Genomic DNA, 13,133 nt, shown 5'->3' on the forward strand with positions numbered 1-13,133 from the left:
GTGCCTGAAGCTGCATGCAGCTGCGACATTCCCGGACCTGGCACAAGAGGCTCCCCGGGAAGGCGAGCAATCTTGTTCCCTACGCAGGCGCTAACCTGATCAGGTTCAACGGGATCCGCAACTTTGCGATCTCAGCCTTTGCTTCAAGGCACCCCGACAAGAACATGCGCAGTCTAGACTGGAGTGGTCGGCAAAGCCAAGCAGGTAAATGCGCGGATGATGAAAGGCACCCCGAGCGATTGTTGCCGGGTGCGCATGGCACTACACTGGCCCATCGCTCGATACTCAACAGTTCAGTAATTCAATTTCGTACAAGGATTGCCTCTATGCTGCGCAAACTCTCACTGGCAATAGCCGTGTCTTGTGCGTCCAACGGAGTGGTCTGGGCAGCGGACGTGCCCACTACAGTGAAAACCGACCTGGTCAGCGTCTATCAGGAAGCGGTCGACAACAACGCTGACCTGGCTGCGGCCCGCGCCGATTACGGTGCCCGCCGCGAAGTGGTACCGCAGGCTCGCGCCGGGTTGCTGCCCAACCTTTCGGCCGGTGCCGAAATGCTGAACACCCGCACCAAGCTGGACGAACCCTCGGCCACCAGCAACCGCAGCGGCAATACCTGGAGCGCGACCCTGGCGCAGCCTATCTTCCGCGCTGACCGCTGGTTCCAGTTGCAGGCGGCCGAGGCGGTCAACGAACAGGCAGCGCTGGAGCTGTCGGCGACCGAACAGAACCTGATCCTGCAAACCGCGCAGAATTACTTCGCCGTGCTCCGTGCCCAGGACAACCTGGCCGCGACCAAGGCCGAGGAAGCTGCCTTCAAGCGCCAGCTGGACCAGTCCAACGAACGATTCGACGTCGGCCTCTCCGACAAGACCGACGTGCTGCAATCCCAGGCCAGCTACGACACGGCGCGGGCCAACCGGATCATTGCCGAGCGCCAGGTACAGGATGCGTTCGAGGCCCTGGTGACCCTGACCAACCGGGAATACACGTCGATTCAAGGCGTGGTCCATACCCTGCCGGTGCAGGTCCCTACGCCCAACGATGCCAAGGCCTGGGTCGAAACCGCCGGGCGCCAGAACCTCAACCTGCTGGCCACCAACCACGCGGTCGTCGCTGCCGAGGAAACCCTGCGCCAGCGCAAGGCCGGCCACGCGCCGACCCTGGACGCAGTTGCCAAGTATCAGAAGGGTGACAACGACAACTTCGGTTTCACCAACCCCGCGCCGGCCCCCGTTTCGCGCTATAGCGGCGACGTCGAGCAGACCAGCATCGGCCTGCAGTTGAACATCCCGATCTACAGCGGCGGCCTGACCAGTTCGCAGGTGCGCGAGGCCTACCAGCGCCTGAGCCAGAGCGAGCAGCAGCGTGAAAGCCTGCGCCGCCAGGTGGTGGAAAACACCCGCAACCTGCACCGCGCGGTAAACACCGACGTGGAACAGGTGCAAGCGCGCAAGCAGTCGATCATCTCCAACCAGAGCGCGCTGGAAGCCACCGAGATCGGCTACCAGGTGGGTACCCGCAATATCGTCGACGTGCTTGACGCCCAACGTCAGCTGTACACCTCGGTGCGCGACTACAACAACAGCCGCTACGACTACATCCTCGACAACCTGAGCCTGAAACAGGCGGCCGGCACCTTGAGCCCGCAGGACCTGCAGGACCTCAAGCGGTACCTGAAGCCAGACTACAACCCGGACAAGGACTTCCTGCCGCCGGACCTGGCGGCTGCAGCGGCCAAGAACTTCGAGCGTCGCCCCTGAAAGTGCTGGACCAAGGCGAGCGGTCGCTGTAGGAGCGGCCTTGTGTCGCGAAAGGGCCGCAGAGCGGCCCCAGGGAATCAGCAGTGATGCACAGATTGCTGGGGCCGCCCTGCGGCCCTTTCGCGACACAAGGCCGCTCCTACAAGGACCGCACCATTGCTGACATCTGTTTAGAACTCAGCTGATGAGTTTGCCCAGGCCATCGAGCAAGCGCTGCAATGCGCCCTGGTTGGCCCGCATTACCGCCCTGCCCGCCTCGCCCATGCGCTGTGCATCCTGCGGCAACTCGACCAGCCGCCGCACCGCTTCGGCCAGCCCGTCGGCATCGTCCACCTGCTGCAACGCCCCCGCCTCGCGCAGCATCGCGCTGATTTCGAGGAAGTTGAACACATGCGGCCCCATCAGTACCGGCAAGGCCAGCGCCGCGGGCTCCAGCGGGTTGTGCCCGCCGGTCGCCACCAGGCTGCCACCGACGAAGGCAATGTCGGCCAGGGCATAGAGGAACAGCAGTTCGCCCATGGTATCGCCGAGCAATACGCGAGTCTGCGCATCAACCGGCGTGCCGGCAGAGCGCCGCACGGTGGTGAACTGTTCGCTGCACAGCGTATGCACCGCTGCGAATCGCTCGGGGTGGCGCGGCACCAGGATCAGCAGGGCATCGCCATGCACCTGCAACAACTGCCGATGTGCCTGCAGGATCAACGCATCTTCACCTTCGTGGGTGCTGGCGGCGATCCACACCGGGCGCTGTTCGGCCCCCCATTGTTCACGCAATGCCTTGGCACGCGGCAACAGTTGCTCATCGATCTTCAGGTCGAACTTGATCGAACCGGTGACCTGCACGCACTCCGGACGCGCGCCCAGGTCACGGAAGCGCTGGGCCTCGGTTTCGGTCTGCACGGCAATCAGGCTCATCTCGGCCAGCATCGGCCGGGTCAGCCTGGCAAAGCGCCCATAGCCACGGGCCGAGCGCTCAGACAAGCGTGCGTTGGCCAGCGCTACTGGAATGCCGCGCTTCGCACACTGGTGAATGTGGTTGGGCCACAGCTCGGTTTCCATGATGATGCCCAGCTTCGGCTGCACATGGTCGAGAAAGCGCCCTGCCGCCCAAGGCAGGTCGTAGGGCAGGTAGCAATGCTGCACGCGAGGTTCGTCAGCGAACATGGCGCGAATGCGCTCGGAACCGGTCGGGGTCATGCAGGTAAGCGTGATCGGCAATTCAGGGTAGGCCTTGAGCAAGGCGCGCACCATCGGTGCCGCCGCAATGCTCTCGCCCACCGATACCGCGTGCACCCAGATGCCGCCCCGGCGCATGGCCGGCAGCCTGAAAGCAAAGCGCTCGCCAATGCGTTGGCCATAGGCCGGCGCCTTGCGCGCGCGCAGGTACAGGCGCAGCGCAACCAGCGGCAGGCCCAGGTGAAACAACAAGGTATAGAGAGTTCTGTTCATGGCCGCGGAGTTTACCCGATCGCGCGCAGGTGCACCGCAAAGCGCTCGGCCAGCCACTGCGCGGCAGGCCCCAGTGGCTCGTCGCGGCGCCAGGCCAGTTCCACCACCAAGGCCGGTGGCCGCCACTCGCTGTCCAGTTCGACCATGTGCGCCTGGTAGGTCGGGTACTGCACCACGTGCCGCGGCAGCCAGGCCCAGCCCAGGCCGCGCATCAGCAGTTCGGCCATGGCATAGAAGCTGTCGGCGCGCCACACCTGCGGGCTTATCGCTTCGCCGCCGGGGTAGCCGCTTTGCTGCGGGGCGATCAGCAATTGTCGGTGGCGCGCCAGTTGCTGCCGGGTAACCCGGCCTTCGCCGGCGAGCGGGTGGCCGACCGCGCACACCGTGACCATTTCCACACTGCCCAGGGCGCGCCGCTCCAGCGAGGCCGGGATGCTCTCGTGATGGAAGAACAGGCCAAGATCAGCGCGCCGCTCCACCAGCTTGCGCGCCACATCGCCCTGGGCACCGCTGGCCAGTTGCACCTCCAGGAACGGGTATCGGCTGGCCAGCTCGTCGAGGCTGTCGATGACCGGCTGGTAGGGCATGGCTTCGTCCTGGGCGACCCGCAACAAGGCCTCCTGCCCGCGCATCAGCGCCAACGCACGGCCATCCAGGCGCTCGCACTGACGCAACAGTTCGCGGGCATCTTCCAGCAGGGCGCTGCCGTTCTCGGTCAGCTTGGGCTGCCGGCCACTGCTGCGCTCGAACAAGGTGACCCCCAGGTCGGTTTCGAGCAAAGCGATCGCGCTGCTGATCGCCGACTGGGCCTTGCGCTGCTCGCGGGCCACGGCAGAGAACGAGCGCAGTTCTGCAACGCGCAGGAAGGTACGCAACTGTTCAAGGTTCCACTGCTCGGCCATCGACCTATCTCCAATAGTGATAGGTAATGACTTTACCCCATCCAGGTTACGTCTAGAATGCCCGACCAGTTACCGGAGGATCCCGCCATGAATGCCTACACCTACCTCGCCATCGCCATCTGCGCCGAAGTCATCGCCACCGCTTCCATGAAAGCGGTGAAAGGCTTGAGCACGCCCTTGCCGTTGCTGCTGATGGTGGTTGGCTATGGCATTGCGTTCTGGATGCTGACCCTGGTGGTGCGCAGCATTCCGGTGGGGATCGCCTATGCCATCTGGTCGGGGCTGGGGATTGTACTGATCAGTGTGGCGGCGCTGGTGATCTATGGGCAGAAGCTGGATGTGCCTGCGATGCTGGGGATGGCCATGATTGTGGGTGGGGTGGTGGTGATTCAGCTGTTTTCGAAGACTGCTGGGCATTGATGTTTGCCTGATGGATTTTGGGGCCGCTTCGCGGACCTATCGCGACACAAGGCCGCTCCTACAGGGACCGAGGCATGCGCGGGGCCTGTAGGAGCGGCCTTGTGTCGCGATAGGGCTGCGCAGCAGCCCCAGGAACGCAAAGCCCACATCGGCCCGACCCTGTATACTTGCCAGCTGTCCCAGTCTTCGAGGTACCGCCATGCCATCCGCCATTTCCACTGACGTGCTGATCGTCGGCGCCGGGGTCGCAGGCCTCTGGCTCAATGCCCGCCTGCGCCGGCTGGGCTACTCGACAGTACTGGTGGAACGCGCCAGCCTTGGCGGCGAGCAGACCATCAAGTCCCAGGGCATCATCCATGGCGGCACCAAGTACGCCCTGCACGGTGCCCTGACCGGCGCCTCGGAAGCCATCGCCGACATGCCGCGACGCTGGCGCGAAGCGCTGAGCGGCAGCGGCGAGCTGGACCTGACCCGCACCCGCCTGCTGTCCGACGCCCATTACCTGTGGTCACCAGGCACGCTGGCCGGCAACCTCACCAGCTTCTTCGCCAGCAAGGCCGTGCGCGGCCGGGTCGACCAGGTGAAGGGCGAGCAACTGCCGCCGGCGCTGCAGGACCGCGCCTTCAAGGGCAAGGTCTATCGCCTGGCCGAACTGGTCATCGACGTACCCAGCCTGCTGGCCAACCTGGCCGAACTGGCAGGCGACAGCCTGCTGGCCGGTGAGCGCATCGAGCCACTGCGCGAGGGCGACGACCTGGTCGGCCTGCGCGTCGACGGGCGCGACATCCGCGCCCAGCGCATCGTGCTCAGCGCCGGCGCCGGCACCGAAGAGCTGCTGCATGCCCTGGGCCTGAACCAGCCAGCCATGCAGACACGCCCGCTACATATGGTGATGGCCAAGGGTGTCAACCTGAAACCGCTTTACGCCCATTGCCTGGGTGGCGGGCCAAAGCCACGGGTGACGGTTACCACCCACCCCGCCGCCGATGGCCAGTGGGTCTGGTACCTGGGCGGCGACCTGGCCGAAGCCGATGGCGTTGCCCGCGAGCCGGCTGCGCAAATCGCCGCGGCACAGAAAGAAATCGCCAGCCTGCTGCCATGGGTCGACCAGAGCCAGGTGCGCTGGGCCACCCTGCGGGTCAACCGTGCGGAACCGGCGCAATCGGGCCTGGTACGCCCGGACAACGCCTTCCTCGCCGACCAGCAACGCCTGCTGGTGGGCTGGCCGACCAAGCTGGCCCTTGCACCGGACTTCAGCGACCGGGTCATCAGCCACCTGGAGCGCGACGGTATCCGCCCACAGGAACAGGCCGACCTGGCCGACCTGCCACGCCCACCGCTGGGCGTACCGGCCTGGGAGCAACTGCTGCCATGAGCCTGCCGACCCTGCACGACTTCCATCGCCCCTTGGGCAGCACCGGCTTCAAGGTTTCGCCGCTGGGCCTGGGCACGGTCAAGCTGGGCCGCGACCAGGGCGTGAAGTACCCCACCGGCTTCACCATACCCGGCGATGACGAAGCCCGCCTGCTACTGGCCCAGGCCCGCGAGCTGGGCATCAACCTGATCGACACCGCCCCGGCCTACGGCCGCAGCGAAGAGCGCCTGGGCCCGCTGCTGCGCGGCCAGCGCGATGAATGGGTGATCGTCAGCAAGGTTGGCGAAGAATTCGACAATGGCCAATCGCACTTCGACTTCAGCGCCGCCCACACCCGCCGCTCGGTGGAGCGCAGCCTGCGGCGCCTGGAAACCGACCGCATCGAGCTGGTGCTGGTGCATTCCGACGGCAACGACCTGGCGATCCTGGAACAGCAGGAGGTCTACCAGACCCTTGCCGAGCTCAAGCAGGAGGGCAAGATCCTCGGCTTCGGCCTGTCCGGCAAGACCGTCGCCGGCGGCCTGAAAGCGCTGGAGCAAGGCGACTGCGCCATGGTCACCTACAACCTCAACGAACAGGCAGAACGCCCGGTGCTGGACTACGCTGCCGAACACGGCAAGGCCATCCTGGTGAAGAAGGCCCTGGCCAGCGGGCATATCTGCCTGGCCCCGGGCATTGACCCGGTGCAGGCCAGCTTCGAGCTGCTGTTCGCCCACCCCGGCGTCAGCAGTGCTATCGTCGGCACCATCAATCCGTTGCACCTGGCCCACAACGTGGCCACCGTCGCCCGTATCCTGGGCCAGCATTGAGTTGCCCCAGGCCCGCGGGCCTGGACTGACCCGACGCAAGGAGGAGCCTCGTGGCGCGAACGCTGATCCGCAAGAACCCGAGCAACTTCAAGACACTGCCGCTGCATGTCGAGGCCACGCCCGAAGGGCTGATCTACCAGAGCATCGGCATGCCGCTGAACTTTGCCCAGACCCAACAACGGCGCAAGGCCATCCAGTTGCCCGACGTGCAGCGCTTCGTGATCGAACTGGCCAACCTGGGCGTGTCGGTGCGGCTTACCCTGCATTGGCAGAACCGCGATTATTGGGTGCTGGTACGTCAGCGCCGGCAAGACCGTGGCGATGTGGTGCTGAAACTGATTTCCGGCTATGTGCCGGCGCAGGAGCTGAACCTGCCATTGCACACGGCCGTGCAGGAAGTGGCCGAGGAATGCCTGCTGGAAACCCCGGAAGGCTGGCTGGGCGGGCGCTTCAACGACACCTGGTTGCCGGTGCCCTACGCTGCCGCCCTGCACTACCGCGAAACGCCGCACTTCGTGCTGGCCCCGGAGTCCGGTGCCGCGCGCCCGGTGCACTGCGGCAAGCTGATGCTGCTGGAACGGCCACGGGCGTATGTGCACCTGCCCACCGCCTCGCTGCAACTGATCTACGACATGCGCCTGCAGGTACCCCGGGACGCCAAGAAGCTCAGCCTGTTCCACGTTGATGAGCGGCTGGAGGGCGACCAACTGGTGGCGCGGCTAAACCGCAAACGGCCAGACCTGTACCTGATGCCACTGAAGGACGGCCAGCCACTGGCTGAGCTGTATACCGTGAAGAAGGATGAACTGGTGCCGGCGAGCACACGCGGGCTGTACCTGGCCGAAAGTTTTGCCCGGCAGGAGGGCTGGGTGGTCACGGACGAGCGGGTGCGCTGGAAGGACTGGGTGAAGCAGCAGGGGTTGGTGGAGAACAAGCCGGTACGGGCATCGCACCTGCAGCGGTTTGGCGACAAGGCGCAGGAACTGCTGGAGCGGGCGCGGACCTCATTGCACAAGTAAGACTCTGGGGCTGCTTCGCAGCCCATCGCGACACAAGGCCGCTCCTACAAAGGATCGCGCAAGCCTTGAAGTTGCGTGGCCTGGTGTAGGAGCGGCCTTGTGTCGCGATGGGCCGCAAAGCGGCCCCCGGGGTCGATCAGTTCTTGCGAATCTTCTCGACGATCGCCGTGGTCGAGCTGTTCTCGACCAGCCCCAGCACCTTCACGGTACCGCCATAGGCCTTGACGATATCGGCACCCACCACCTGGTCGATGCCATAGTCTCCGCCCTTGACCAGTACATCCGGCTTGACCTGGCTCAGCAGGTTCTCCGGCGTGCCCTCGGGGAAGCTGATCACCCAGTCCACTGCCCCCAGCCCGGCCAGTACGGCCATGCGCCGGTCGACGCTGTTGATCGGCCGGCCCGGCCCTTTCAGGCGGCTGACCGAGGCATCGTCGTTGACCGCGACGATCAGGCGATCGCCCTGGGCCCGCGCCTGCTCCAGGTAGGTGACATGCCCGGCATGCAGGATGTCGAAGCAGCCGTTGGTGAAGACGATCTTCTCTTTGTGCGCCCGCGCGTCGTCGATGGCCAGCAGCAGTTGCTCCAGGCCCAGCACGCCGCGCTCGGAGCCTTCCTCACGCTGGATCGCCCGGCGCAGCTCGGGGGCGCTGATCGCAGCCGTACCCAGCTTGCCGACCACAATACCCGCCGCCAGGTTGGCCAGGGCCACCGCGTGGGGCAGGTCCTCGCCGGCAGCGATGGCCGCGGCGAGGGTGGAGATGACGGTATCACCGGCACCGGTCACATCGAACACTTCACGCGCCCGCGCCGGCAGGTGCAGCGCCGGCTGGCCGACGCGCAGCAGGGTCATGCCGTGCTCGCCACGGGTCACCAGCAAGGCGCCAAGGTCCAGGTCCTGCAGCAGCTGCAGGCCCTTGGCGACCAGCTCGGCCTCATCGACGCAACGGCCGACGATGGTCTCGAACTCGCTGAGGTTGGGGGTGATCAGGCTGGCGCCACGGTAGATGGAAAAGTCCTTGCCCTTGGGGTCGGCCAGCACCGGAATGCCCTTGGCCCGCGCCGCCTGGATCAGGCTCTGGTGGTTTTTCAGTGCGCCCTTGCCGTAGTCGGACAGGACCAGCACCTTGACGCCCTCGAGCAGGCTGTCGACCTCTGCGCCCAGCGACAGCGGGTCGGTGGCGAACGGTTCTTCGAAATCGATGCGCAGCAACTGCTGGTGACGGCTCATGACCCGCAGCTTGACGATGGTCGGCTGGTGCGCGATGCGCTGGAACACCGAGCGCACGCCTGCAGCCTGCAGGCTGTTGGCCAGGCTGTCGGCGGCCTCGTCCTGGCCGGTGACGCCAATCAGCGAAGCCGGCGCGCCCAGGGCGGCGATGTTCAAGGCAACGTTGGCCGCGCCGCCGGGGCGATCCTCGATCTGATCGACCTTGACCACCGGGACTGGCGCTTCAGGCGAGATACGCGAAGTACCGCCATGCCAGTAGCGGTCGAGCATGACATCGCCGACCACCAGTACCGGGGCTTGATCGAAACGCGGCATGGACAACTTCATGGGCAACCCATATGGAAATAATGAACAGGGGCAGGATATTAGCACAGGGTAGACGACGGCTTTATGGCCAGATCACCCCAGGAAAATTCCCGTGACAATCGGGGCCGCGATGGCCCCGATCAACGAGGGGTCAGGTGATATCGGCCTTGGCCGGCTCATCCAGGCCCATGGCATGCAGGCGGGCATAATGGCCATTGGCCGCGAGCAGCTCGGCATGGGTGCCGCGCTCGACCAGCCGGCCCTGGTCCATGACCAGGATCTGGTCGGCCTTCTCGATGGTCGACAGGCGGTGGGCGATCACCAGCGTGGTACGGCCCTGCATCACATGGTCCAGGGCAGCCTGGATATGCCGCTCGGACTCGGTATCCAGCGCCGAGGTGGCTTCGTCGAGGATCAGCAGCGGCGCATTCTTCAGCAGTGCCCGGGCGATGGCCAGGCGCTGGCGCTGGCCGCCGGAGAGCAGCACGCCGTTTTCACCCACTTCGGTATCGAAGCCTTTTGGCAGCCGGTCGACGAACTCCTTGGCGTAGGCATCGGCCGCAGCGGCTTCGATGTCGGCGCGCGGGGCGCCGGCCAGGTCGCCATAGGCTATGTTGTTGGCCACGGTATCGTTGAACAGGGTGACATGCTGGGTCACCTGCGAAACGTGACGACGCAGGTTGCGCAGGCGATAGTTCTCGATCTCCACGCCATCGAGCAGGATCTGCCCCTGGTCGTGGTGATAGAAGCGCGGGATCAGCGCCGCCAGGGTCGACTTGCCGCTGCCGGAGCGGCCAACCAGGGCAATCATCTGGCCCGGCTCGGCCACGAAGCTGATATCGCTCAGCACCTCACGCTCGGTGCCCGGGTAGGTGAAGCTCAGGTTGCGCACTTCCAGGCGCCCTTCCACCCGCTCCTTCTCGACGGTGCCGCTGTCCACTTCAGGCGCTTCGTCCAGCTGCTCGAAGATGCTCTCGGCACCGGCCAGGCCCTTCTGGATGGTCGAGCTGACTTCCGAAAGCTGACGAATCGGCTTGGGCAACAGGCCGGCGGCGGTGATGTAAGCCACCAGGTCACCGGCAGTGGAATCACCGCGCAGGAACAACACCAGGAACATCAGCGCGGCCATGGCGGTGTAGATCACCAGTTGCAGCATCGGCGTGTACAGCGAGCCGGTCTTGGTCATTTGCAGCTGCTTGTCGGTGTTGCTCTGGCTGGCCTTGCCGAAACGCTGCTCCTCGTAGGCCTCGCCGCCGAAGCTGCGCACCACGCGGTAGCCCTGGATGGTTTCCGAGGCGACATGGGTGACGTCGCCCATGGCCACCTGGATCTTCTTGCTCTGCTTGCGGAATTTCTTGCTGGCGACGCTGACCATCACTGCAATCACCGGCAGGATGGCGACCATCACCAAGGTCAGGTGCCAGTTCATCCACAGCAGGTAGCCGAACAGGAACACCACGGTCAGGCCTTCGCGGATCACCACCTTGATCGCATCGGTGGCGGCACCGGTGACCATGGTCACGTTGAAGGTAATGCGCGAGATCAGGTGCCCGGAGTTGTGGTTGTCGAAGTAGCGGTTAGGCAGCACCAGCAGCTTGTTGAACAGTTCCACACGCAGGTCGTGCACCAGGCACAGGGAAACCTTGGCCAGGAAGTAGTTGCCGAGGAACGAGCCCAGGCCCTGCCACGCGGCGATCAGGATGATCAGCAGCGGCACAGCCTGCAGCAGTTGCAGGTCGCGCAGGTAGGGGACGTTGGGGAACAACACCGCTTCGGGGTTGCTCAGCCCATCGACGAAATATTTCAGGATCCCGGCCAGCATCGGCTGGGTCGATGCAAAGATCACGAAACCGATGATGCTCAGCAGGAAAATGCCGACATAGGGTTTCACATAGCTCAGCAGCCGGAAGTAGATCTTCAGGCTGGAGGTGTGTTCCGCCGGTCGCGGTGTTTCGGCCATTATCAAGCTCGCTGTTCAGGTTGAACCGGAAATTTTACCACAGGCATCATTTTCGGCACGCCCCCATGGCAGCAACATGGCCAGGCCCACGGGCAGCCAGCTGATGAACCATTCGGCACGTGGCGTACCGGTAAGGCTGGCGGCATCGAATTGCATGGCCAGGGTGGAGTACACCCAGAAACCGAGCAGGATCTTGCCGAACAGCGTGCCGCGTGCGCGGACGATTTCGCCCAGGGTGTACAACCACACCAATATCCACAGCAGCATGCCAGGCAGGCCCATCTCCACGGCGACATGGGTGAACATGTTGTGGCTATGGTCGAAGCGCATGCCCGCTGCCGTCACATCGTAGGCAGCCCCCAGGCCCAGGCCGGTCCAGGGGTGCGCGGCAATCATGTCGACTACAGCATGGAAAATTTCCGGCCGGTAGGACGAGCCACGCTGGGCGATCAGGTCGTACACGCAGTAGAAGGCCAGGCCGGTGGCAACGACCGCCAGGATGGAAAACAACAGACTGTGGCGATCGCGGAACCACAGCGGCGCAATCACCACGGTGATCGCCAGAGCCAGGATCGCTCCACGGCTCTGACTGAGCACGGCGAACGCCCCCATGCAAGCCAGTGCAGCCAGCCACAGCAATTGCAGACCACGTTCGCGCGGCGGCTCATACAACAAGAAAAGCACGGCCGAGCCAATGACATAGGTGCCCAGGATGGGGTGCGATATCTCGCCAATGCCCTCCAGGCGGGCCAGCATAGGCATGCCCATCACGCCGTAGAAATGAATGATCGAGATCAGCGCGGCAATGGCTAGCAGAGCGCTGCCGACCAGCAGCAGTTGACGAATGCGGGCTAGGCCAAGCTGGGCCAACAGCGGGAACGTCAGTAGGAACACCAGGATGTAGACCAGGCGCTTGACCTCGCGCCCCGGGCTTTCTGCGGCCGACCAGACCAGGCTGAGACCGCTCCACGCCAGCAGCAACAACACACTCCCCCACAAGGCCGGCTGACGTTTCCAGGCCTGCACCAGTACCGGCCTGGCAGACCAGGCCAGGATCAACGTCGGCAACCACAGGAACAGCACCAGGCCTTGCTGATAAATCTTGTTGCTCGGTGCCAGGGCAATCGCTGCCAGGAACCAGACCAGACCCAAGCCCAACCAGACTCGTGCCCAGTTTTTTTGATACAACATCCTTTCCCCCGATGAATCAAAGACACCATCCAATGGTGCTAAAACATTATTTTCGGCATTATTGTCGGTCATTTTGTTCGCCCGACGACAAGGCTCTTTTCATGCAATGCTCCCGGCTCACCCAGGTCGACTTCGATCAGATGACACTAGGCGCACAGGTACTAGAGGCAGATAGCCATGGTGCCAAAGTCTACCTGCTTACGAATGGTAATTTCCTCAAAGTTTTTCGCCGCAAGCGGTTGATTTCATCCGCATTGTTGCGCCCGTATTCGCAACGTTTCGTCGACAACGCTGCGCGCCTGGCGCAAATGGGCATCCCTACCCTGGAGGTAATCAGCCAGCACAAGCTTGACCTGCCAGGTCGCACTGCCGTGCTGTACCGTCCACTGCCAGGGCGCACCCTGCTGCAGATGTCGCGCGATGAAGGGTTCAGTTGGGGCACGCACCTATCACGGCTGATCGAACTGATTCGCCAACTGCACCGCAGTGGGGTGTACTTCCGCTCGTTGCACTTGGGCAATGTGGTGGTCACTCCCGACCAGCACCTGGGGCTGATAGATGTGGCTGACATGCGCTTCCTGAGCCCGCCGCTGTCGGCGCGCATGATCCGGCGTAATGTCCAGCACATGGTGCGCTATATCGAGCGGGAGAACCTGGGCGACCGGTTCCCCCTCGCCGCCTTCCAGGCAGCCCTGCTGACGCGTTGAG

11 protein-coding genes and 1 riboswitch are annotated in these 13,133 nt (G+C 64.3%); of the genes, 6 read left to right on the top strand and 5 right to left on the bottom strand.

Translation table 11 applies throughout. The annotated features are described in order from the left end of the window. Positions 1-59 precede the first annotated feature (59 nt). A riboswitch (TPP riboswitch) is annotated at positions 60-166 on the bottom strand. A 160-nt stretch (positions 167-326) separates the two neighbouring features. Beyond that, a complete protein-coding gene (locus C163_RS23610; protein WP_025340848.1) occupies positions 327-1,763 on the top strand; it encodes a TolC family outer membrane protein in 1,437 nt (478 codons plus the stop codon). A 177-nt stretch (positions 1,764-1,940) separates the two neighbouring features. On the opposite strand, the gene waaA is transcribed toward C163_RS23610, so the two are convergent. Next, positions 1,941-3,212, bottom strand: coding sequence for a lipid IV(A) 3-deoxy-D-manno-octulosonic acid transferase (gene waaA, locus C163_RS23615; protein ID WP_025340849.1), 1,272 nt, complete (start codon positions 3,210-3,212; stop codon positions 1,941-1,943). A gap of 11 nt (positions 3,213-3,223) precedes the next feature. Continuing rightward, a complete protein-coding gene (locus tag C163_RS23620) occupies positions 3,224-4,114 on the bottom strand; it encodes a LysR family transcriptional regulator (protein WP_025340850.1) in 891 nt (296 codons plus the stop codon). A gap of 87 nt (positions 4,115-4,201) precedes the next feature. Here C163_RS23620 and C163_RS23625 point away from each other — a divergent pair, with 87 nt between their 5' ends. The 4 genes from C163_RS23625 (at position 4,202) to C163_RS23640 (ending at position 7,737) form a co-directional block, all read left to right on the top strand. Further along, a complete protein-coding gene (locus tag C163_RS23625) occupies positions 4,202-4,534 on the top strand; it encodes a multidrug efflux SMR transporter (RefSeq protein WP_008095055.1) in 333 nt (110 codons plus the stop codon). A gap of 199 nt (positions 4,535-4,733) precedes the next feature. Further along, on the top strand, positions 4,734-5,909 hold the full coding sequence (locus tag C163_RS23630) for an FAD-binding oxidoreductase (protein WP_025340851.1): 1,176 nt from the start codon (positions 4,734-4,736) through the stop codon (positions 5,907-5,909). Then, positions 5,906-6,718, top strand: coding sequence for an aldo/keto reductase (locus C163_RS23635; RefSeq protein ID WP_025340852.1), 813 nt, complete (start codon positions 5,906-5,908; stop codon positions 6,716-6,718). Before C163_RS23630 ends, C163_RS23635 begins: the two co-directional genes overlap by 4 nt. A 50-nt stretch (positions 6,719-6,768) precedes the next feature. Next, entirely contained in the window at positions 6,769-7,737 is a 969-nt protein-coding gene (locus C163_RS23640) for a hypothetical protein (RefSeq protein ID WP_025340853.1), read from the top strand. 136 nt (positions 7,738-7,873) lie between these two features. Here the strand turns inward: C163_RS23640 and hldE are convergent, their stop codons facing one another. The 3 genes from hldE to C163_RS23655 form a co-directional block, all read right to left on the bottom strand. Then, entirely contained in the window at positions 7,874-9,295 is a 1,422-nt protein-coding gene (gene hldE / locus C163_RS23645) for a bifunctional D-glycero-beta-D-manno-heptose-7-phosphate kinase/D-glycero-beta-D-manno-heptose 1-phosphate adenylyltransferase HldE (protein WP_025340854.1), read from the bottom strand. Between the two features lie 130 nt (positions 9,296-9,425). Beyond that, entirely contained in the window at positions 9,426-11,234 is a 1,809-nt protein-coding gene (gene msbA / locus C163_RS23650) for a lipid A export permease/ATP-binding protein MsbA (RefSeq protein ID WP_025340855.1), read from the bottom strand. A 15-nt stretch (positions 11,235-11,249) separates the two neighbouring features. Then, complete coding sequence (locus C163_RS23655; protein ID WP_025340856.1) at positions 11,250-12,425, bottom strand: O-antigen ligase; 1,176 nt, start codon at positions 12,423-12,425, stop codon at positions 11,250-11,252. 101 nt (positions 12,426-12,526) lie between these two features. Between C163_RS23655 and C163_RS23660 the strand changes: the two genes are divergently transcribed. Then, positions 12,527-13,132 carry a hypothetical protein gene (locus C163_RS23660; protein WP_025340857.1) on the top strand — a complete coding sequence of 202 codons (606 nt, stop codon included), beginning with the start codon at positions 12,527-12,529 and terminating at the stop codon, positions 13,130-13,132. Position 13,133 lies beyond the last annotated feature (1 nt).

The sequence above is a fragment of the Pseudomonas sp. FGI182 genome (assembly GCF_000511325.1).
Classification (GTDB): domain Bacteria; phylum Pseudomonadota; class Gammaproteobacteria; order Pseudomonadales; family Pseudomonadaceae; genus Aquipseudomonas; species Aquipseudomonas putida_Z.